The following is a 22,070-nucleotide window of genomic DNA, read 5'->3' as shown; positions in this document are numbered from 1 at the left end:
TACTAATAGATTATAAGTTTATGCTTTTGTCATACCAAGTAATACAGCGCCGCCGATAATTAAAACACTACCTAGTGCAATAAAGATCAATTGACGTTTCGTTTTCTTTTCGCCTAAGAAGACAATCGCACCAAATGTTGAGATAACGATTCCAGTTTGAGATAATGGGAAGCTTGTTGCTACTCCGACACGTGGTAATGAAAGAAGTAAGAATAAGTTTCCAGTTCCCCATAGTAAACCAGATAAAGCGTTACGGATTGCATATTTGTTAAATGGTTTATGTTTAGATGTCAGTACAACCGCACCAACAAACATACCAACTGCTTGTGGTAAAATAGCAGACCAACCATCGATGTTATACCAACGAATAATAATTACATATACAAGATAGCCAAAAGTAGAAACAATTAAAGTAAGAAGTCCCTTTTTCAATTGTCCTGGTGGCTGAGCATTTTCTTTATCATCTAATGATGTGAATACAACACCAACTACGATTAATAGGATTGCAATCGTTCCCAGAATGATCGTTGTAGTAGTAGTCCACTCATGGAAAGCGATAACCCCAAAGATAGAAGTTGCAACAAGTTGCATACCAGTAGAAATTGTTACGGTAGTTGAAACGCCTAGTTTTTCAACTGTTTTTAATTGGTTTACTTGTCCTAAAGCCCAGAATAAACCTGAAATAAAACCAACAATCAAGATTGTCATTGTTAAAGCTGGTTGAGTAAATACATACATAATTGTTGCGAAGAATAGAGCACCGATTGTCATACCTACCGTTTGGCTATATGCACCACCGCCCATTTTTACGCTTACTAATAAGATGTTTCCCCATGCAATTGCAGGAAGAAGCGCTAATAAAATGTCCATTACAAGACTCCCTTCGTTTTGCTATACCAATATAATTACATATCGTTCTAACGATCGGTAATGCCCCACTACTAGAGTAGAAGATTACCGATCGTTAAAACAGGATGAAGAATTCACGATATAAATGCGTTTTCATTTCTTCAATTTTTGAAACACCTCCATATAATAACAGGAAATTGCCTATTTTAGAAAGTAAATTCAAATAGAATGTATATTTAAATAAAATTTAAAATTCAGTTATTTCCCGGTGGTATATTTTTATTTCCTAAGAAATAAAAAAGCAGCTTCAAAAAGAGCTGCCTTAAGAGTTAGTAATTCTTTTATTAATAAGCTGAATACATAGCAAAAATAGGAGGGACATACTAATAGTGATAACTACTAGTGTCCAGGCGAGCTGCATATTACTTGCATCAATCGCCATGTAAATGGCAGTTGGGATAGTTTGTGTTTTACCAGGAATGTTTCCGGCAAACATGAGCGTAGCACCAAACTCACCAAGCGCACGAACAAAGCTCAAAATCATTCCACTTAGTAAGGCAGGAAATGCAAGCGGAAGTGTGACGTGTAGAAAAACTTGATATTCACTTGCACCAAGGTCACGAGCACTTTCTTCAATTTGTACATTCGCGATAGAAAATCCTGTTTTTGCTGATTGGTACATAAGCGGAAATGCAACAACTGTAGAAGCAATGATAGCAGCAGTAGATGTGAACATAATAGATTGCTGAAATATTGATTCTATCCACGTTCCAATAGGACTGTTATTTCCAAAAATGATAATGAGAAAAAAGCCGATTACAGTTGGCGGAAGTACCATTGGTAGTAAGAAAATAGTTTCTAATATTACTTTATATCTCCATGAGGAGCGTGCTAGCGCTCGTCCGATTATCGTTCCTAAAATGGTAACGATAATGGTGGCACATGCAGCTACTCGTAAAGATAGAAAGATTGGTGATAAAATAGTATCAAAGCTCATGGCAATTATGATAGGACTGTAAATCCGTATTTTTTAAAGATAGATTGTGCATCTTTTGACTGCAAATACTCATAAAATGAAGTCGCCTCTTTCTTGTGTTTAGATTCTTTTATAACACCTAAAGGATAGTGAATTGGCTCATGAGAAGTAGCCGCTGCTGTCTCACCAATTTTTACTTTGTTTGAAATAAGAGCATCTGTTTTGTATACAATACCAGCATCAACATTACCTGTTTCTACATATGTTAACACTTGGCGAACATCTTTTGTAAATACGACTTTATTTTGAATGTCATTCCAAAGATTTTCATGTGTGAGAGAAGCTTTTGCGTATTTTCCCGCAGGTACAGATTCAGGTGTACCAAGTGCGATTTTTTTTATTTTTTCATCTTTTAAATCTTGAATTTTTGTAAGAGAACTATCTTTTGGGACGACTAGAACGAGTTCGTTTCCAAGGAGATTTTTCCCCTCTTGTTCATTAATGAATCCTTTTTTAACGAGAGTTTGGAATTTATCTTCGGCTGCTGAGAAGAATAAATCAGCAGGTGCACCTTGTTCGATTTGTTGTTGAAGTGCACCAGAAGCGCCGAAGTTAAAAGAAAGTTTAATATTAGGTTCTTTTTCTTTATATTTTGTTTCAATTTCTTTTAGCGCATCTTGTAAGCTTGCAGCTGCTGATATAGTAAGTTCAACCGTTTTTCCTTCTTTAGCGGTTGATTTCTCTTTCTTCTCTCCGCTTGTACATGCAACACTAAATATAAGAAGAAAAGAAAGGATAAGTGCCCCGATGGATTGTAATGTAAACTTATTCATAAAAAATCCCCTTTCGTTTTGACATAATTAATTATAACTAAATATAACTAAATATAACTAGTTATAATTGAATATAATTTGAACGATGTAGTTATTTTTAAAATATAGGAGAAATATTCTTTTCTTTGTTACAATGAAGAAAGAAAGTGAGGAATCGTCTATGGATCATCATTCCTACACAACGGAAGAAGTAGCGAAGCGATTAAAAGTATCAAAATTAACTGTATACGATTTAATTAAAAAAGGAGAACTGCCTTCTTATAGAATTGGTAGACAGATGCGCATTGATGCAGCAGATTTAGAACAATATATTAAGCAAATGAAAACAGGTAACGTACAAGTTACTTCTGTAAAGAATGACAGTAATAGTATCTCGAATACATGTATTATTAGTGGACAAGAACTAACGTTAGACATGTTGGCAAAACGTATAGAAAATCGCCTGCCAAGTTCAAAAATATTAAGGGCATATCAAGGTAGTTTAACGAGCCTAGTAAAAATGTATCAAGGAGAAGGAAGTATCGTTAGCTTGCATTTGTTTGATGGCGAAACGGGTACATATAATGTTCCTTACGTAAAACGTATTTTAGTAGGACAACCATGTACGATGATTAATTTATTAGCAAGGAACGTTGGGTTTTATGTGCAAAAGGGAAATCCAAAAAATATAAAAACATGGGCTGATTTATCTCATTCATCTATACGATTTGTAAATCGAGAAAAAGGTTCTGGTATTAGGGTACTAGTGGATGAACAATTGCGCATTCAAAAGTTAAATAAAGAGAATATTAGTGGATATGAATGGGAAGAGTCGAATCATCTTGGTGTTGCCACGCAAGTCGCGAATGGCAAAGCTGATGTGGGAGTAGGATCAGAAAAGTTTTCACAAATTGTAAACGTAGACTTTATTCCAATTATGAAAGAACAGTATGATTTAGTAATTTTGAAGAATAAAGAAAATGAAGAGCTAATCGAAGTTGTGAAAGACATTCTGCAATCGGAAGAATTTCATAATGAATTAAAAGCGATTGGCGGATACGATATGGCGAAAACAGGTCAAACTATATATGAAACAAAATAAAAAGCTGCTTGTCTATAAGACGAGCAGCTTTTTCTATATATAAAGGGGTTTGGGGAAACAAAGTGTTAAACAAGACCTTTAGCAAGTGTGTAAATGAAAGCTGTAAGAAGAGTCGCTCCACTTGCAAGTCCGATAAAGTCTGATTTGTTAAATGTAATGTTGTTCATTATAATCTCTCCTTATTTGTTTAATGTAGTTGCAACGGCTTTTGCATCGACAAGTGCGGATAGCACCATGCCCATTGTATTTAAAAATTTGTTTGATTTCATTTTGTTCATCATGCGTATCCGCTCCTTTTCGAATTGTTGTTGCCCTGCTTTATATCTTAATTATAGGAAATATGATCGCCTGCAACTATCGAATTAGCTTACGGAAGACTTACACTTTTGTAAGAAAAAAAGACATTCGTGTAAGAATGTCTTTTAAAGCATATTAATGTGGTGGTGCTCTTCGATTGTTTTTAAAAAGCTACGCATTGAATTTGTCATATAGCTATCCTTGCGGCGTATGAAAACCGTTGAAATACTGCCGTATTTTTCAGGGATTGCATGACAATGTACTTTCCCTGCTTTAGAAAGGTGGTGGACAGCAGACTGTGGTACGAGCGTAATTCCAAGGCCGAGTGCAACACTGTTTAATATAGTCTCTAATATATTAAATTCCATAATTCTTTTTGGTAGCAAACCTTCATCTTTCAGCCATCGTTCTAGTTTGGAACGGTATCCACATCCTTGGTTAAAAACGAGTAAAGGCGTTGTTGTAAATTCTTCTATATGAAAAGCTTTATTTTGTGTTACAAGCATTAATTTCTCTGTACTAACATCGTATTGTTCAATAAGGGGATGTTTTATTGGCCCTGATATAAAAGCACCGTCTAATTGATGATCGAGTACTTCTCTAATTAATTCTTCTGTTAAACCTGCTTGTAATGATAAATCGACGTTCGGATAGCTTTTGTAGTAAGAAGATAAAATGGTAGGTAATGTACTTACTGTTTCGACAGTACCGATTTTTAATATGCCAGAGGGTGTTTCGCTATCTAAAAATACTTGTTTTAGCTCCTCAACATCTTGCAAAATTTTATTAACATAAACGAGCATTTTTCTTCCTTCAGCTGTTAAAGTCATGCCTCGTTTATGACGATAAAAGAGCGGTGTTTTCAGCTCGTTCTCCAGTTGTTTAATACGCGTTGTTACATTTGATTGTACGTAATTTAATTCCTTTGCTGCGCTACTTACACTACCTTGGTCAGCAACGCTCTGGAAGATTTGTAAATCTCTTAATTCCATAATACGATCCTCCTTGATGTTAACTATCATTATAAATGATAGTTAACATCATTTTGAATCATTTTACGTGATATATTTTTTCTTTTACAATTCTCTTTGTGTAAATAGAAAGAAGTGGGGGATTGCGGTGAGAAAAGGTCAAATGATAATAGGCGCTTTAGCGTGTTTAATTGCAAGTATGTCATGGGGAGCAATGTTTCCAGTTGCTGATCATGCGTTAGAATACATAGATCCATTTTACTTTTCGCTTATTCGCTATGGAGCGGTGGCGATAATGCTGATTGTATTGTTGTTAATGAAAGAAGGAAAACGGGCATTTCGTTTAGAGGGAAGAGGAAAGTTACTCGTCTTTTTCGGAACGATGGCGTTTACTGTATATAATGTACTTATATTTTTAGGTCAAATGTTAATGGGAAAATCAGGTGTGATGGTAGCCTCCATTATGGAAGCACTTATGCCGATGATTTCTATTTGTATCCTATGGGGATATAAGCGTGTAAAACCGAAAAAGTATATGATAACGAGCATGATTATCGCTTTTGTAGGGGCTGTATTTGTTATTACAAAGGGCGACATGAGTTTCTTTTTAACATTGAAAGATAACATGTTTTCACTAGCATGTATATTTGTTGGAGTTGTGGGCTGGGTTATTTATACGATGGGTGGTCAAACGTGTAGCGATTGGTCAACATTACGTTATTCTACGTTGACGTGTGTATTCGGTACGACTGTTACAGGAATTATAACGATAATTATAACGGCGTTTGGATATGTTTCAGTTCCGAGTATGGGAACGATTTTTATTGTGAAATACGATTTGTTATTTATGATGACATTACCAGGAATAGTAGCGTTACTAGCTTGGAACTATGGTGTGAAAATTTTATCGTCCATTAATGGGATTTTATTTATTAATTTTGTACCAATTACAACCTTAGTTATTATGATGATGCAAGGATATCAAATAACAATGTTTGATATTGTAGGGACTTTACTTGTTATTGCTGCACTTATTCGTAATAATGTTTGTCAGAGGAAAGAAGAAAATATCAACAAGAGAATTTTAGAAGAAGAGCAATTACGTCAAGCTGTTTAATAGGCAATTGGAGGATTTTACATGTTAGAAAGTTTATTGTTTTTCTTTGCCGTCGGAGTTGCTTGTGAGCTTGCAGCAATTAATCGAAATGGTCGTAAGAAGATAAAACAACAAGCTGAAATGATAGAGCTTTTAAAAGAGTTAAAAGAAAGAAACATTTAAAAAGACGACCGGGCATAGACGGTCGTCTTTTTCTATATAAAGGGGAAAGGGGACACAAAGTTATACAAGCGTAGCAGCGTAAATAAAAGCAGTAAGAAGAAGAGAGCCGCTAGCTAATCCTAAAAAATCTAATTTGTTAAAAGTAATGTTATTCATGATGCATTCTCCTTACTTATTTAATGTAGAAGCAACAGCTTTTGCATCGATAAGAGCGGAAAATACCATGCCCATTGTATTTAAAAGATTGTTCGTTTTCAGCTTGTTCATCATATTGATCCGCTCCTTTTCGAATAATGGTTGCCCTGTTTCTGACTTAATTGTATGAAATATCGCAAGAAGTAACTATCGAATTAGCTTACAAGAAAATTACACTTTTGTAAGAATTGAAATTTAACAATTAATACTCATTTTTATTACCAACTCCTATAACTTAGTGTTATAATTGAGGTAAGAAAATGACTATACTTCGGATGTTCAGAAAGGAACGAAACCAATGTATAAACCAATTACATTTTTGTTGAAATATATATTTAAAACAGCTGGGAAAGTAGAAGTGCAAGGAAGAGAAAAGCTACCAGAAGGTGGCCCGTATGTTGTTGCGTGTACACATACAAGTTTTATGGATGTATTAATGTTAGCTACAGGGATGTACCCAACAGAGATTCATTACATGGCCAAAAAAGAATTATTTGAAGGGAAATTCAAAAATTGGTTCTTTAAAAATGTAAATGCATTCCCTGTAGATCGTGCAAATCCAGGACCGAGTACACTTAAAATTCCATCTCGCTTATTAAAAGAAGGAAAAGTGGTAGGGATTTTCCCAAGTGGAACGAGATCGACAGAAGATGTTTCGTTAAAAGCTGGTGCTGTGACAATTGCGATGCGTTCTAACGTTCCATTAATACCAGCAGCTTATGTTGGTCCATCAAGTGTAAAAGAATTAATAAAGGGGAAAAAGGCACAATTGATTTTTGGAGATCCGATTCAAATTGATGCTGAAGAACAAATAGATCGGAAAACAGCTATGAAAATGATGACAGACCAATTAAATGAGAAGTTTGAGGAGCTAAAGGAAGCTTTGGAATCAAATCAAAAGTAAGAAAAGACGACCGGGCATAGACGGTCGTCTTTTCTATTACTATTTATAATAAAGGGGAAAGGGGACACAAAATTTATACAAGCGTAGTGGCGTAAATAAAAGCAGTAAGAAGAATCGAGCCACTAGCCAGTCCTAAAAAATCTAATTTGTTAAAAGTGATGTTATTCATAATATATTCTCCTTACTTGTTTAATGTAGAAGCAACAGCTTTTGCATCGATAAAAGCGGAAAATACCATGCTCATTGTATTTAAAAAATTGTTTGATTTCATTTTGTTCATCATATAAATCCGCTCCTTTTCGAATAATGGTTGCCCTGTTTCTGACTTAATTGTATGAAAAATAGCAGAGAGTAACTATCGAATTAGCTTACAGGAAAATTACACTTTTGTAAGAAAAACGAATGAAGGTGTAATGATGAGAAGGTTTGACATATGTTCATGGGATTTATTAATTTAAAAGTAGAGGTGAGTGTATGGCTAATATTAAAGATATTGCAAAGATGGCGGGAGTTTCAGTTACGACTGTTTCAAGAGTATTAAATGATCATCCGTATGTAAGTGAAGAAAAAAGGAAAGCGGTTATAGAGATAGTTGAGAAGTTGAATTACTCACAAAACGCAAATGCCGTTCATTTATCAAAAGGGAAAACGAATATTGTTGGTGTAATTTTACCGTATATTAATCATCCATGTTTTGATGCGATGGTGGGCGGGATGATGGAGGTGGCGTTAGCTCATAATTACAGAGTGCTACTTTGCCAAACAAATTATAATAAAAAAGAAGAAATGAAAAGTTTACATATGTTAAAAACAAAACAATTGGATGGTCTTATTATTTGTTCTCGTGCGAATGAATGGGAAACGATAGAGCCGTATGCTTCCTATGGAACAATTGTTGCTTGTGAAGATAATGATATTTCAAATATCTCAAGTGTATATACGAATCATTCAGCAGCTTTTCAATTAGGAATGGATTATTTGATTGAGAAAGGTTATAAAAAAATTGGTTATTGCACGGGAAGAAAGCTAGGACCGAGTAGTCAAAAACGTTTTGATGTGTATAAACAGCAATTGCAATCTATAGATGAAGAAGTGAATGAAGAGTGGATTTTTACAGAATGTTTTACGTTAGAAGATGGTGTGAAAGTGGCTCATAAATTAAAGGAAATGCAGCATCTTCCTGAAGCATTAATAGTAGCAGGAGATGAGGTTGCAATTGGGGTTATGACGGAAGCTGAAAAATTAGGTATTCAAGTTCCTGAAGACTTAGCGATTATTGGATTTGATAACCAACCTATTTCGCAAGTGTTACAACTTACAACTATTGATCAAAATTTAAAGGGAATAGGTAAAAAAGCCTTTGAAATGTTTTATCGGCAAACAAATGCTGAAAGTTCTAAACAAGAAAAGGTGGAAATTCCATATGAACTTGTGGAGCGATCTACAGTGTAGTTTTAATCCGTTATGTGTATAAGTGCATAACGGATTATTTTTTTGAAATACCTTTGACAGGAAACGCGTTTCATACTTTATAAAGGGGTTAAACCGGTTTGTAACAATCCATGGATTCTTTTCAAAAATAGTATTTGGAGGGAAATGCATGAATGAACTTTTATTAAGTATAAAAAAGTTTTTAGGGAATGACGAAAATGTTTTAGCCTTTGTGGTGGGGGTTTTTGAGAAGGATCATTTCACGTTATGTTATCAACATGGGATTTTTGTTGCGACTACTAGACGTCTCCTGTTTTACGGAAAATTTCCATACTATCCTTCAACATTTAAAGAGTACTCATATTTGCATATAGATAGCATAGTTTTTCGCCTGTATTTCGAATTTATTTGTAATCATGAAACCATCCGAGCTAAGTATATTCAGAAGGGGAATGTGGAGCAATTTGTCCGTATAGTTAGAGCAAATGTGAATAATTAATCACCCCGCTGTTTAAACATAATATCCTGGTCTTTATGAGGAAAAATGCTGAATAAAAACAACTTCTAAACCTCTAGGAGATAGTGATACAATGTCAAATGGGGGGAGGGTATGAACTATGGTTAATCAACGTATAAAGGAAATAACACTAATTACAATTGGTTCATTATTATTCGCAATTGGTATTAATTACTTTGCAATTCCAAACCGTCTATCAGAGGGTGGAATTATTGGTTTAACGGTTGTTACGTACTATTTATTTGATTGGTCGCCGGGGATTGTGAATTTTGCTATAAATGCAATTTTACTAGCTGTTGGTTATAAATTTTTTGATAAGAAAACGATGGTTTATACAATTTTAGGGATTGTAGAAACATCTTTGTTTTTATATGTTACGGAACATATTGAGTATCATGTAAATAGTGATACGTTATTAGCGGCACTATTTGCTGGTGTATTTGTCGGTATCGGATTAGGCTGTATGTTCAAAGCTGGAGGTACATCAGGGGGATCGGCAATTTTAGCACGGTTAGCAAATCAATATTTAGGTTGGAGCGTCGGTAAAGGTGTACTTATTATTGATATCGTTGTAATTGCTGGTTCCGTATTTATAATAGGGCAAGAAAAAGCGATGTACACACTTGTTGCAGTATTCATCGGAGCGAAAGTAATTGATTTCATTGTAGAAGGAATGGACACAAAAACGGCTGTTACAATTATTTCAAATCAACCAGAGTTAATACGTGAGGCTATTACGAAAAACATGACACGCGGCGTTACTGTATTAGAAGGGCGCGGCGGATATACTGGTAGAAATAAAGAAGTTTTATATGTTGTTATTAATAAACAAGAGCTTGTTAAGTTAAAGCAAGTTATTAGTCGAGTAGATGACGATGCTTTCGTCGTTATCCATGATGTACGTGATGTACTTGGTGGGGGCTTTAAAGCGAGCTAAAAGGTGAACGAGTAAATTCGTTCACCTTTTTTTAATTCTTACAAAAATGTAAGTGTAATGTAATGAGATTCAATAGTAGATTGTATTCCTTCTTTTTAAAATGGATGTATATATATCCTGCAGAGGAGGAATGTTTATTATGAAGAAAAAAATGATCACTACTATAATAGCGATGATAGTCATAGTAATAATGTTACTACCTACGAAACTTGGACCGGTTATCGATAAATATAATCCATTTTATAAGACGAAAGAATACTATACGGTTGTGAATACAATTGGTCAGCATATTGGCGATGAGTGGTATGAATATGAATTTATTGCATTTGACGAACGTGGAAGAGAACAAAAAATAAAGAAGACTGTTAAGCATATGTTAAAGAGAGATGAAACATTAAAAGTGTACGCAAAAGGACGCTACGGCGAGTCAATTGAAGAAATTGAAGCTGTAAATATTCCTATTAATGCAAAGAGTAAACTTTTAGCGATGAGATAGCGAATTATACCCCCACCTATTTTTTGTCGAAAATAAAAATACTGGGTAGGGGTATTTTGGTGTGTGCAAAAAAAGCCTTAGTCCATATGGACTAAGGCTTTTTTTAATATATAAAGGGGAAGGGGGTACATTGTAGTAGCATGAGTGAAAGGTATAAGAAGAGTAGCTACTAGCAATGTAATTTGGTTATGTGAGTGTTCTTCTTATTTGGCTTATTGCTAACTTTATTGTACGAGATGTCAGTAAGAGAAACTATCGAATTACATTACACATAGCTTACAAACATGTAAGTCTTCTGTAATGTAATTCGATGGTTAAAAGATAGTGAATTTTATATAGTGTAATTAGAAAGTCTCACTGTATTACTTTCTGTTTGTAATATGAATGAAGAATGAAAAACCAACTACTTTTTAATAGCCTCATCTGTATGGAGATGAGGCCCTTTTTATAAACCTTACAACATTGTAAGGTTTACGTAAGTTAATTCGATAGTAAATTTGTCATATTTTTTGCATAATAGATACAAATAGATAAAAATAATTAGGGATATAGTAAGAAGGGAGAAGAATGGGATGCGTAAAGAAGAAGTAGTGAAGTTTCCAATTAAAGATTTCTGTAGCTACTTTACTGTTGCCGTAGTATGTATTGGGTTATTTGATATCATAACAAACTTAATTGTTAAATAATATAGATGACAAAACAAGAAGGGAGATCCTTTCTTGTTTTTTTTATGGGGGAATAAAGGTGAAGTGGATTGATAGTCATATACATGTTGACCAATATAAGGATGAAGAGAAAAGTAAATTACTTAAAGATGTGGAACATAGTAAAGAGATAAAGGGGCTTATTGCAGTATCTATGAATTATCAATCATGTAAAGAAACTTTATCTTTAGCAAAACTATATCCTTTTGTACATCCAGCAATAGGTTTTCATCCGGAGCAACCGATTCATAAAGAAGAATGTGAGCAAATTTATAAATTAATTGAAGAGCATGTAGATGATATAGTTGCGATTGGTGAAGTTGGCTTACCGTATTATTTAAGAAAAGAAGATGAGCGCATTGCTATCAATTCGTATATATCAGTGTTACAACGGTTTGTTGAACTAGCTAGTAAATATGATTTACCAATTATATTACATGCAGTGTATGAAGACGCTGATATTGTATGTGATTTACTGGAGAAATATAAAGTTTCACGTGCACACTTTCATTGGTTTAAAGGAAGTGAAACAACAATGAAACGGATGATGAGGAATGGTTATTACATTTCTATCACGCCAGATGTTTTACATAAGGAGAAGATTAGAAAAATTGTTTCGTATTATCCTCTTGAATATATGATGGTAGAAACAGATGGACCGTGGGAATTTCAAGAGGGTGTTATGACACATCCGAGAATGATTCGAGAGGTATTAAAGGAAATTAGTGTTATAAAAAACGTAGCTGTTGATAAGGTTGCAGAAACGATATATGAAAATACGATTCAATTTTACCCCGCTATTTTCCAGAAATTAAGACCCTGAATGATTAAGATTTCACTTTATTTGAAGGGATAGGAGAGTTTCTCTTATCTCTTTTTTATGGATATTTTTTCTAATATTTTCTATAATTTGTGATGTATTTAATTTGATGAAGAAAGTAGGGGAGAAAATGGGGAAAGCATATAAAAAAATAGCTATTACAATTATGGTTGGTGCACTTTCACTTGTAGCGTTTGGTTGTGAAACAGAAAAAAAGACTATAAATTCAAATGCCACACAAGAAAATAAAGAAGTACAAATTGATCCAGTAGTTGAAAAACAGATGAAAGAAAATGAGAAAAACGGGAATTTGGTTGGAAACATCTCTAACCAAGGAAAGATGGCAGAGAGTAAAGGTTGGATTTACTATTCTGTAAATGGTGATAAAAATACAGGAGGCATTTATCGTACGAAAGATCAGTTTCAGACTTCGGAACGTGTAGTGGAAGGTGTAAATGCTTCTTACATAAATATAAAAAACAAAGCTTTATATTTTATTCATACGGATGAAGAGAAGAACGCGGGAGTATCTTCTCTAATGAAGTATGATATATCTAATAAAAAGTTAGATACGTTAAAAGCGGATACAAATTATGTTTATATAAAAGATCAAACTTTATTTTATCCGAAAAAATATTCTGAGCATGGTGGTTTTGATATTGTAGGGATCGCAAAAATCAATTTGAAGACGGGACAGGAAGAAGAAGCGGTATTTAAAAATTCTGGTTGGTCTCGAACGATAGATGATAGTATTCTACATTGGAATAAAAATCGTGGAACACAAATGACAAAGGATAATAAAACTTGGTCAAAAGAAAATTATGCAACAATATCTAGTGCTACGTATAATAATGAAAAATTATATGCTGTTGTCGACTTTTCGTTACCTTTTGAAACAAATGAAGCTGAGCATGGCATATATGAAATAGACGTTCAACAAAATAATGAAAAGTTATTGGTAAAGGATGCCTTGCAGATGAATGTGAAAGGGGATACTTTTTATTATTTAAAAAAGGATGGAGTATATAAGAAGAAAATAAATGGTGGAAATGAAAAAGTAATTTATAATAAAGCGTTTGAACCAACTAAATCCTATTTATATTTTGTAGCAGGAGATATGTATCTCTATACGGATAATGGAACTATCATGAATTTGGATACAAAGAAATCAAATGAAGTAAAAGATAAGAAGCTAGCAGATAACGTTATGTTACAGAAAGTATGGAATGCACAGAAGGAACTGACTAATGTTCAAATGGCTGCACTAACAGGAAACCCAAAACGAGTAGGGGATTTTTCATACGGGGAATTAGTGAACCCTATTTATAATAAGAAAGATAATTTAGAGACTACGCTATCTACGTACTTCTCAAAATCATTTATAGCAGAGTATATGAAGAGTAAATATATTAAAGAGTTAAATGGAAAAATGCACTATGCTATTGGAGATCCAGGGTCAAAAGCAGCAACTAAATTTACAAAAATTATTTCTGCTGAGTTAAAGGATGGGAAAATAAAAGCGCAGGTTGAAACGTATAATGACTATGATAATGTAACGGAAACAGTAGAAGTTGAATTTATTTATGAACATAATCAATGGGTTATTAATAATATGCCACGTTTTGGTTTAAGTTAAAAAAACCACCAAGCATTTTGCTTGGTGGTTTTGTATTAGGATTCTAATTTTTTCGCACGTCTTAATAATAAGAGAAAGACAATGACGAGGAAACCGAGTATAAGGAAGAATCCATATTGTTTTATATAATCTATTATGTCACTTGCGCTTGTTGGTTTTTCAACGTGAATGCCGTCTTTATTAGTAGTGATATGAATATCTTTCATTTTCACTTCATTTGTTTCTTTTTGTAAATCAATCCATTCTATATTTGGAATACTTTCTAGATCCTTTAGTACTTCTTTTAATGGTTTTACACCTAAGTAAGGATGATAGAATGCACCAATAACTCCATCGGATAATTTGGCAACAGATACAGCATTTGCTTTCATTTTAGCAATAGCGTGTGGTTTATCTTCTTCGATAAATCCAACTGTTTCAGGCATTAATTTCATGCCATGTAAAAATGATGGTGTACTTCTGTATGCCGGAGAGTGCATAGATTTCCAAGTTGTGTCACTTAACTGTAGTTGTCCTACATAAGTTGAAAAGTATCTTGATAATATTTCATATCCTTTTTGAGACATCGTGTAATGAGGTGCTTCAAATGCGACCGGATATAGTTTGGCATCTACAAGTTCTTGAATGCCTTTTTCAATATGATCAGTCGTATATTTTTCTTCAAATTCTTCCCCTTTTTTTACGTATGTATTATATGCCTCTATATTAGGGAAATCATCTTTTGTTTTTGGTTTTTCATGCTTCGGTTGACGAATTGGTTGGTCTGTTTTTACGTCCCAAAATTCAAAACCTTCACCAGTTTCACTATCATAAAATTGGTGAGTATAACCATGCATAATAATTGCTGCACCATCATCTTGCATAGAGCGTAAAAGATCGACTAGTTCGGGTTTATCTTTTAAATGTAGTGTTTTACCTGTTTCTGGATCCGTATATACAGGAATAACAGTGATCATGTATGGCATCTTTTTCTCTTTTAATAATTCAGCAATTTCTTTTAATTGATTTATATCTGCGGCTGGATGAACGTCTTCAAGACGTAAATAAGCTTCCACTTTATTTTACGTTGGCTTTTGTTCAAAGTAAGAAAATAGGCTTTCGCCAATATAATAAGATATCCAATCAAAGAGGTTAGAAGTTGCAACATAATAAGAATTATTTTGTTGTACAATTAATGGGTAAGTAGTATTTCCTTTTAAAGCATTGGCAAGAATTGTTCCATTTGTATCAAGGTTTTTAATGGATCGTTCGTCCTCTAATGTATTCTTTAGTTTACGTGTTGGATATTCAATTGTATCAGAGTTTATATCTTCATTTTTAAGTATAATAAATGAAAAACGTTTGGATAATTGTTCTATATTTTGACCTAAAACGAGTAGTGGTCCTGAGAAATTTTCTAGAAATTCTTTTGTTTCAGTGGGAAGTTCTTCTTGTTTTTCACCTATGTAAATAACATGTGTATATGAAGATTTATCAGTTATTCCAGCTAACTGTTTTATGTTTTTTATTGTTATGTTATTAGTAAAATGTCCTACTTGTGTATTAAGTATTTGGGTATCACTTGTAATTTGATCATCGCTCGAACTGTATAAAATAAGGACTTTTGGATTTTCGTTTTTTTGTGCGGAAATAGGGACAGGAATTAATAGTAGTAAACTAAATAAGAGTAGCAACCATTTTTTCATATTATTATTCTCCTAGTTTATATTTAGAATTCAGTTTACAATTATATACAAAAAATATGTTTCAGTCTATGAAAGTTACATTTTTTCACGTATTTACCAGCTGTTTTTTCACAAAATCGGTCTAAAGCATGATGATAATATGTATAGTTATTTGCTATGATAAAAGAGTAAGAGAATGATAGAATGTGGGTAATTGTAAAGGGAAGAAGGCTGAAAGGGGACAAATTTCAGCGGAGAAAGAGGTAGAGGTAGTGAAGAAATTCTTTGTAGGATTTTTAGTTGTTCTTGGAGTGTACTTATACTTCCAAGGAAAGTCTGAAGGAATGGGCAAATTAGTAAATGAGACAAGCTATGTTGACTCAGAAGAAGCAAAACAGATGAAACAAATTATTATAGAGGAAGCAAAGAAAGTCAATCTTCCAGAATGGATACCTCTTACAATTGCCGAACATGAAAGTCGATTAAATCCAAGAAGTGTTGGAGATAACGGAACTTCATTCGGATTGTTTCAATTGCATCGCGGTGGTGGACTTGCACCGGATCATTTAACGGATGACGAGCTGAAAGATCCACGTACAAATGCGCAAATTGCAATGCCGCATTTAATGAAAGGATATAAGCGCGGGGTGCAAAAAGGTTTGACGGATTTTGCATTATTAAAATATATAGCAAATACATCTGGATGGCCAGGGAATTTAGGGCCAGAGTGGACGGATAATAATATGAAGTATAACATCGGATTAGAAGATGTGTACTATCGAAATAAAGGTGTAATTAAAGAGTAGGTTTTTGATACCTACTCTATTTTTTTGTGGATAATCGCGTCGTTTTGTTTTGTGAAATACGCTGCTAGTTGTATTTTTACGTCTTCTAGTTTGGTGGAAACTTGCGGTATTTTATATCCTACATATAACGGTGAAACGACAAATCTAGGAACAACTTTACAAATGATTTTTCCGTTTAAGTAATAGAAGAATAAGTTATAACTACTACATCCTTTATGGAAATCTGTCAGTATGTAACGTACAGTTTGCTGAATATAAGTTGCTAGTTCATCTATGCATCCAATATCTTCAATAATGATATTAAATTCAGTAAAACCGATAATAGGACGATCTGAGATATTGAGTTCAATGTGTTCGTTCTTTTGAACAATTACGCCTTGGAAGTTGTCGTGTTCTACGTTATCGAGGTAGTTTACATATTTCATTCCAATAATCTGCATGTGTGCATGATGCAAACTTCCACCTGAGAATGGACCATGATTTTTGTATAAAATTACAGATGTGAATTCTTCATTCTTCTGTAAATCTAACCAATGTTTAATGGAGAAACGAATTAGCGATTTCATATGTTCTTCTGTATATGTCGCAATATGGTCTTCACAATTATCTGTTTCGATTAGCACCGTTTGAAATGTATCTTTTAATGTAGGAAATTTGTTTTTTAGCCAAATAATTGAGCCCTCAATTGCTAAAATATCCGTTAAATTTTCTCTGTCACAAAAAGGACATGCAGCGCTTCTATTCCGGATGCTTTCTGGTTTTTGTTTGCCAATATCGTTTAAAAAGTATAGTTGTTGTGTATCCATTTGTATATATGCCCCTTTAAAATATGTGTAAAAATCCCGCTTAATACATTCGGGATAAGGAGAAGAAAATCCTTTAAAGGGAATATAAAAAATAAAAGACAAGATATCCTCATTAAGATAGGGTACCTTGTCTTTTATTTTTTCTTTAATAATGTGTATGGATAATATAGATCGTTTTTATTATGCTTCTTTTCTCTATTTTTTATTGTGTATAAGGCAATTGCTGTACTTGCGATTACAAAAATGGCTTTCTTCATATTCACATACCCCTTTTTATTGTTGGTTTAATTCTTGGCTAACTGCTTTTGCATCAACTAGAGCGTGTAAAATCATTTTTACCATGTTCATCATATTCTTTCACTCCTTTTTATAGTTCATTTAGTTCTTTTACAACTGCTTGTCCGTTCACTAATACCTCAAAGATTGCTTTTACGATTTCTTTCATCATGATTGTTTCCTCCTTTTGTTGTCTCTCTTGTTTACATCTTTATTGTATAGGGAGGCATCTTTTCGTACTATCGCTTTCCATTACGTGAACATAACAGTTTTGTAAGATTTGATGTCACTTATTGAAATGTTTAGTCTATCTTCATTATTTTCAGAAAAATGACTATTCAAACATGAAATGGGAAAGTATAATAAAGAAGTAAGTATTAAATTCCGTACGAAAGAGGTGAATGAGATGAAACGTTCTTTAGCTGCACGTGCCAAATTTTTAGATTTTATCTATTTTTGTCGTGCGATTTTTCATGATGTAGTTGTTAACGGGATACGTCTGTCCTTTTTTAACAATTGCATAGTAGCTATAGAACGGTAGAAATCTCTTCACCCATTTTTAATAAACGTGTGAAAAGGGAGCTATTTAGCTTCCTTTTTCTATACCGAAAACCATGGGGAATGTTTCTTTCCCATGGTTTTTTATATTGAAAGGAGTACGGAAAATGACAATTTGTAGTGTAAATAATGTAACGAAATCTTTTGGTGGAAACATCATATTTGAAAATATATCGCTTGAAATAAAGAATGGTGAACGTGTTGGATTAGTTGGTCGTAACGGTAGTGGGAAGACAACAATCTTTCAGCTTTTAACTGGAATGGAAAGTTTGGATGCAGGGGCCATTCATATGAAGAAAGGTACACGTATTGGTCATGTGGCACAAATTCCGAAATTTGATGAGAGTATGACTGTATATGAAGTATTGAGTTCCGCTTTTAAAATAGAAAAGGAATTAGAAAGAGAGATGCGTACTTTAGAAAAAGATATGGCGGAAGAACAGGAATCTTCTGTTTTACAAAAATTAATGGAAAGATACGGAATCATCCAAGAAAAGTTTGCGTTTCTTGGTGGTTATGAAATCGAAGCGAACATTATGAAGGTAGCAAATGGTTTACAGGTGACAGAACTATTCCCACGATCATTTGTGGAGATAAGTGGTGGAGAGCAAACAAAAGTAAGCCTTGCATACATGCTGTTGCAGAAACCAGATTTACTTTTATTAGATGAACCAACCAATCATTTAGATTTATTTGCAGTCGAATGGTTAGAGCAATTTTTAAAAGAATACAACGGAACAGTTATGGTTATTTCACATGATCGCTATTTCCTTGATGAAGTTGTAACGAAGATTTTTGATTTAGAAGATGGAGAGATTCACGTGTATCATACAAACTATTCTCGGTTTGTTGAAGAGAAGGAAGAAAGGTTGCTTCAGGAGTTTCAGGCTTATCAAGAACAGCAAAAGAAAATAAAGAAAATGAAAGAAGCAATTAAGCGACTACGTGAATGGGCGAATCAGGCGAATCCTCCAAATGAAGGATTGCATAAGAGAGCAAGAAACATGGAACGTGCACTGGAACGTATGGAAAAACTAAAGAAACCTATTTTAGAACGAAAACAAATGGGACTTCAGTTTGAAGGGCAAGAGAGAAGTGGAAAAGATGTTGTTGTAATGAAAGAAGTGAGTAAAGGGTTTGCGGAACATCTTTTATTTAACGAAGCAAACTTACATGTTCGTTTTCAAGAGCGTGCAGCTATTGTTGGTCGTAATGGTACAGGAAAGACAACGCTATTAAAGTTATTATTAGAAGAAATAGAACCAGACGCTGGAGAAATTCGAATTGGAAGTAGTGTGAAAATCGGTTATTTATCCCAGCATGCGTACGGAAATATGAAGAGTAACGTATTGGAGGCTTTCAGGGAATGTGTAGCTGTAACAGAGGGAGAAGCGAGACATATATTAGCTAAATTTTTATTTTATGGTCCAGCGGTGTTTAAGAAAGTAACGCAACTGAGTGGTGGAGAAAAAATGAGGTTAAGACTTGCGCAACTTATGTATCAAGATATCAATTTTTTAATTTTAGATGAGCCGACAAACCATCTCGACATTGAATCAAGGGAGGTTTTAGAGGAAGCTCTTGAACAATATAATGGGACGATTTTAGCTGTTTCACATGATCGTTATTTTTTAAATAAGTTATTTGAAAAGACGTATTGGATTGATGAGCGTAAATTATTTGAGTTTGCAGGGAACTATGCATGGGCGCGTCAAAAGTGGGAGGAAAGGCTCGAGACGCAAGTGATAAAGCAGCAACGCCAAGGAAGAAAAAGTATTGAAATAGTCCCTGTAAAAAAGAAAGAAGTTAGGAATATTGAGGAGATTGAAACCGAGTTAATGCATGTTGAAGAAGATATATATACGCTTGAGTATAAGATGGAACAAGTAGTTGATGTTGAAATGCTTGAACAATTGTATGAAGAAAAGAAGAAGAAAGAGTTGTTACGAGCGGAGTTATATAATGAGTTAGAGAATATCATGGAGTAAAGAGATTAGAATGAAAGAGCAAGTTGTTTTCTCATGTTTTGAGGGGGGCTTGCTTTTTTTGTGTGTAAGGAAAGAGAAGTAATTGGTATAATTTTCTTGTTATTATAATGAAGAGATGCACTTTAGGTTATTAAAATGTGAGGAGAATTTTATGTTAGGATACGCGCGAATTATTACAATCGTCATGATTTGTTTTGTTTATGCAAACCATGTTTCACGTGAAACAGCATATTTGCAATTTTTTGTAGGTACAGCACTTTTTATTTATATTGTGAATCATATTTTGCTAGTAAAAGTGAATGGAGGTAAAAAACTTGGTTTTTATACACTATTAGCAAATGGGATAGTCACAGCTTTATTAGGTTTTTTATTTCCCGAGACATGTTTATATTTAATTATATTTGGAATTGATGCAGTAGGGCTATTTATTCATGAGTTTCGTAGAAGCATGACGTACTTTTTTATTACTTTTTTCTTTCTTTGTTGGTTTATAAATATATTACATGCGTATCAACATACAGGTAGTTTAGAATTGGAGAGTAATTCCATTAATTTTATGTTCATCGTTTTTAGTGCTTTAGCTGGAAGCTTAATAAAAAAACTTACAGCTGCTCGGAAAATGGTAGATGAACAATATGAGGAATTGACATTGTCTCATACAGCTCTAAAAGAAGCGCATGAACAATTACGTCTATATGCCAAAGAGGTAGAAGAATTGACAGCCGTTCGAGAGCGAAATGATATTGCCCGAGAAATTCATGATACTGTCGGTCATAATATGACAGCCTTACTTGTCCAATTACAACTGGCAGAGGCTTTGTGGAAACAAAAGTCGGACGCTACGGAAGAGGTTTTACATACATGTCATGGGCTAGCCAGGAAATCACTTCAAGAGGTGAGAGCGTCTGTACATGCCTTAAAAGAAGAAGGTAAACTAGGGAACATAATAGAGAATATGCGTGAAATGTTACATGGATATTCTAAAGCGACGAAAGTACAAGTATCGTTTCAATTACAAGGAGATCCGGTTGTGATTCCGCTGTCACTACAACCTACACTGCTCCGGGTTATGCAAGAGTCTTTAACAAATGCAAAGCGGCATGGCAAGGCGAGCTTATGTGAAGTGAGTTTAACTTGTTCGGCGAAACAAGTTAAACTATGTATTTTGGATAATGGCGTGGGAGTTAACGAGGTAAGCCCAGGTTTTGGTTTACTTAATATGAGAGAACGAGTAGAGGAACATGGTGGAACTATTCAATTTGAGAGTGAGATAGAAAAAGGCTTTCGGTTACAGATTGAATTTCCACTTCAGGAGAAAACGTGGTTAATAGGGGGAACTGTATGATTCGGATTATGATTGTTGATGATCAATCACTCATTCGTGATGGTTTAGCGATGTTATTAAATTTACGTCAGGAACTTGAAGTAGTGGGAACTGCTACAGATGGAGACGAAGTGATACAAAAGGTGAAAGAGTTACATCCTGAAATTATTTTGATGGATATTCGGATGCCCCGTATGAATGGTGTTGAAGGAACACGTTTAGTTAGAGAACAGTTCCCTCATATAAAGGTACTTATGTTGACGACTTTTAGTGATAGTGAGCTTATCTTTGAAGCATTGGAGCAAGGAGCAAGTGGTTATTTATTGAAGGACATGGAGACAGATGCAATCGCTCAAGCAATTTTAACGGTGCATAGTGGAGGGGCTGTGCTTCCTCAGGATATAACAGCGCAAATCATAAAAGAATTAAAAAAGACAAAAGTAGCAGTAGAGTGCACCACACCAGAACAATTAGCGCAATTAACTGAGCGAGAAGTAGATGTTTTAAGGGAAATTGGACTTGGGTTAAATAATAAAGAGATTGCGGAAAAGTTATTTATTACAGAGGGAACTGTTAAGAATCATGTTTCTAATTTAATTAGTAAGTTAGAACTGAGAGATCGAACGCAAGCAGCCATATACGCAGTAAGGTATGGCATCACGATGTACACATGACTTTTGGCATATATAAGTGTGAAAAAGCAGCAGAATTTGCTGCTTTTT

General features: G+C 34.1%; 24 protein-coding genes and 1 pseudogene. 15 read left to right on the top strand and 10 right to left on the bottom strand.

The window, feature by feature from the left end:
• Positions 1 to 18: 18 nt before the first annotated feature.
• The 3 genes from QCI47_RS27060 to modA all read right to left on the bottom strand — a co-directional run bounded on the left by QCI47_RS27060 (position 19) and on the right by modA (position 2,658).
• Positions 19 to 870, bottom strand: coding sequence for a GRP family sugar transporter (locus QCI47_RS27060; protein WP_000353542.1), 852 nt, complete (start codon positions 868 to 870; stop codon positions 19 to 21).
• Between the two features lie 301 nt (positions 871 to 1,171).
• Entirely contained in the window at positions 1,172 to 1,846 is a 675-nt protein-coding gene (gene modB / locus QCI47_RS27055; RefSeq protein WP_001996525.1) for a molybdate ABC transporter permease subunit, read from the bottom strand.
• Positions 1,847 to 1,851: 5 nt separating this feature from the next.
• Entirely contained in the window at positions 1,852 to 2,658 is an 807-nt protein-coding gene (gene modA / locus QCI47_RS27050) for a molybdate ABC transporter substrate-binding protein (protein WP_001032220.1), read from the bottom strand.
• A gap of 133 nt (positions 2,659 to 2,791) precedes the next feature.
• Here modA and QCI47_RS27045 point away from each other — a divergent pair, with 133 nt between their 5' ends.
• Entirely contained in the window at positions 2,792 to 3,739 is a 948-nt protein-coding gene (locus QCI47_RS27045; RefSeq protein ID WP_076872024.1) for a helix-turn-helix transcriptional regulator, read from the top strand.
• 65 nt (positions 3,740 to 3,804) lie between these two features.
• Here QCI47_RS27045 and QCI47_RS27040 read toward each other — a convergent pair whose 3' ends face one another.
• Positions 3,805 to 3,906 (bottom strand): DUF3948 family protein, encoded by a 102-nt coding sequence (locus QCI47_RS27040; RefSeq protein WP_001060016.1) that lies wholly within the window; start codon positions 3,904 to 3,906, stop codon positions 3,805 to 3,807.
• Positions 3,907 to 4,161: 255 nt separating this feature from the next.
• Entirely contained in the window at positions 4,162 to 5,028 is an 867-nt protein-coding gene (locus QCI47_RS27035) for a LysR family transcriptional regulator (RefSeq protein WP_000423059.1), read from the bottom strand.
• A 127-nt stretch (positions 5,029 to 5,155) separates the two neighbouring features.
• On the opposite strand from QCI47_RS27035, the gene QCI47_RS27030 reads away from it, so the two are divergent.
• Positions 5,156 to 6,124, top strand: coding sequence for a DMT family transporter (locus QCI47_RS27030; protein WP_061130858.1), 969 nt, complete (start codon positions 5,156 to 5,158; stop codon positions 6,122 to 6,124).
• Positions 6,125 to 6,145: 21 nt separating this feature from the next.
• Positions 6,146 to 6,286, top strand: a complete 141-nt coding sequence (locus QCI47_RS27025) for a YrzO family protein (protein ID WP_000894066.1) — start codon at positions 6,146 to 6,148, stop codon at positions 6,284 to 6,286.
• Between the two features lie 60 nt (positions 6,287 to 6,346).
• Here QCI47_RS27025 and QCI47_RS27020 read toward each other — a convergent pair whose 3' ends face one another.
• Positions 6,347 to 6,442 (bottom strand): DUF3948 family protein, encoded by a 96-nt coding sequence (locus QCI47_RS27020; RefSeq protein WP_001060007.1) that lies wholly within the window; start codon positions 6,440 to 6,442, stop codon positions 6,347 to 6,349.
• A gap of 337 nt (positions 6,443 to 6,779) precedes the next feature.
• Between QCI47_RS27020 and QCI47_RS27015 the strand changes: the two genes are divergently transcribed.
• A complete protein-coding gene (locus QCI47_RS27015; protein WP_000277774.1) occupies positions 6,780 to 7,385 on the top strand; it encodes a lysophospholipid acyltransferase family protein in 606 nt (201 codons plus the stop codon).
• A 73-nt stretch (positions 7,386 to 7,458) separates the two neighbouring features.
• On the opposite strand, the gene QCI47_RS27010 is transcribed toward QCI47_RS27015, so the two are convergent.
• Complete coding sequence (locus tag QCI47_RS27010; protein ID WP_001060001.1) at positions 7,459 to 7,554, bottom strand: DUF3948 family protein; 96 nt, start codon at positions 7,552 to 7,554, stop codon at positions 7,459 to 7,461.
• 305 nt (positions 7,555 to 7,859) lie between these two features.
• Here QCI47_RS27010 and QCI47_RS27005 point away from each other — a divergent pair, with 305 nt between their 5' ends.
• From QCI47_RS27005 to QCI47_RS26980, 6 genes are all read left to right on the top strand, one after another.
• Positions 7,860 to 8,837 (top strand): LacI family DNA-binding transcriptional regulator, encoded by a 978-nt coding sequence (locus tag QCI47_RS27005; protein WP_061130860.1) that lies wholly within the window; start codon positions 7,860 to 7,862, stop codon positions 8,835 to 8,837.
• Between the two features lie 148 nt (positions 8,838 to 8,985).
• On the top strand, positions 8,986 to 9,315 hold the full coding sequence (locus QCI47_RS27000) for a PH domain-containing protein (protein ID WP_071741917.1): 330 nt from the start codon (positions 8,986 to 8,988) through the stop codon (positions 9,313 to 9,315).
• Between the two features lie 118 nt (positions 9,316 to 9,433).
• On the top strand, positions 9,434 to 10,270 hold the full coding sequence (locus QCI47_RS26995; RefSeq protein ID WP_309423309.1) for a YitT family protein: 837 nt from the start codon (positions 9,434 to 9,436) through the stop codon (positions 10,268 to 10,270).
• A gap of 139 nt (positions 10,271 to 10,409) precedes the next feature.
• On the top strand, positions 10,410 to 10,766 hold the full coding sequence (locus QCI47_RS26990; RefSeq protein WP_000728419.1) for a YxeA family protein: 357 nt from the start codon (positions 10,410 to 10,412) through the stop codon (positions 10,764 to 10,766).
• Between the two features lie 744 nt (positions 10,767 to 11,510).
• A complete protein-coding gene (locus tag QCI47_RS26985; protein WP_000871072.1) occupies positions 11,511 to 12,293 on the top strand; it encodes a TatD family hydrolase in 783 nt (260 codons plus the stop codon).
• Between the two features lie 127 nt (positions 12,294 to 12,420).
• Complete coding sequence (locus tag QCI47_RS26980) at positions 12,421 to 13,926, top strand: DL-endopeptidase inhibitor IseA family protein (protein ID WP_000513821.1); 1,506 nt, start codon at positions 12,421 to 12,423, stop codon at positions 13,924 to 13,926.
• A 35-nt stretch (positions 13,927 to 13,961) separates the two neighbouring features.
• Here the strand turns inward: QCI47_RS26980 and QCI47_RS26975 are convergent.
• Positions 13,962 to 15,611 (bottom strand): annotated as a pseudogene (locus QCI47_RS26975) (DUF2334 domain-containing protein).
• A 251-nt stretch (positions 15,612 to 15,862) separates the two neighbouring features.
• On the opposite strand from QCI47_RS26975, the gene QCI47_RS26970 reads away from it, so the two are divergent.
• Positions 15,863 to 16,396 (top strand): transglycosylase SLT domain-containing protein, encoded by a 534-nt coding sequence (locus QCI47_RS26970; protein ID WP_000713259.1) that lies wholly within the window; start codon positions 15,863 to 15,865, stop codon positions 16,394 to 16,396.
• An 11-nt stretch (positions 16,397 to 16,407) separates the two neighbouring features.
• Here the strand turns inward: QCI47_RS26970 and QCI47_RS26965 are convergent, their stop codons facing one another.
• Together QCI47_RS26965 and QCI47_RS26960 are read right to left on the bottom strand one after the other, a co-directional pair.
• Positions 16,408 to 17,202 (bottom strand): DUF4931 domain-containing protein, encoded by a 795-nt coding sequence (locus QCI47_RS26965; RefSeq protein ID WP_061130862.1) that lies wholly within the window; start codon positions 17,200 to 17,202, stop codon positions 16,408 to 16,410.
• Between the two features lie 134 nt (positions 17,203 to 17,336).
• Positions 17,337 to 17,465: a hypothetical protein gene (locus tag QCI47_RS26960; protein ID WP_061130863.1), complete on the bottom strand. Its 129-nt coding sequence runs from the start codon at positions 17,463 to 17,465 to the stop codon at positions 17,337 to 17,339.
• Between the two features lie 419 nt (positions 17,466 to 17,884).
• Here QCI47_RS26960 and QCI47_RS26955 point away from each other — a divergent pair, with 419 nt between their 5' ends.
• The 4 genes from QCI47_RS26955 (at position 17,885) to QCI47_RS26940 (ending at position 22,022) form a co-directional block, all read left to right on the top strand.
• Entirely contained in the window at positions 17,885 to 18,019 is a 135-nt protein-coding gene (locus tag QCI47_RS26955) for an RAxF-45 family protein (protein ID WP_000830642.1), read from the top strand.
• Between the two features lie 124 nt (positions 18,020 to 18,143).
• Positions 18,144 to 20,024 carry a ribosomal protection-like ABC-F family protein gene (gene abc-f / locus QCI47_RS26950; protein ID WP_229132565.1) on the top strand — a complete coding sequence of 627 codons (1,881 nt, stop codon included), beginning with the start codon at positions 18,144 to 18,146 and terminating at the stop codon, positions 20,022 to 20,024.
• Positions 20,025 to 20,175: 151 nt separating this feature from the next.
• Complete coding sequence (locus QCI47_RS26945; RefSeq protein ID WP_061130865.1) at positions 20,176 to 21,369, top strand: sensor histidine kinase; 1,194 nt, start codon at positions 20,176 to 20,178, stop codon at positions 21,367 to 21,369.
• Positions 21,366 to 22,022, top strand: a complete 657-nt coding sequence (locus tag QCI47_RS26940; protein ID WP_000619343.1) for a response regulator — start codon at positions 21,366 to 21,368, stop codon at positions 22,020 to 22,022. Before QCI47_RS26945 ends, QCI47_RS26940 begins: the two co-directional genes overlap by 4 nt.
• Positions 22,023 to 22,070: the final 48 nt, after the last annotated feature.

Origin of the sequence: Bacillus cereus group sp. RP29, from assembly GCF_040459765.1 — a bacterium.
In the GTDB taxonomy this organism is placed as follows: domain Bacteria; phylum Bacillota; class Bacilli; order Bacillales; family Bacillaceae_G; genus Bacillus_A; species Bacillus_A paranthracis.
This window is presented reverse-complemented; position numbering and strand designations above follow the sequence as displayed.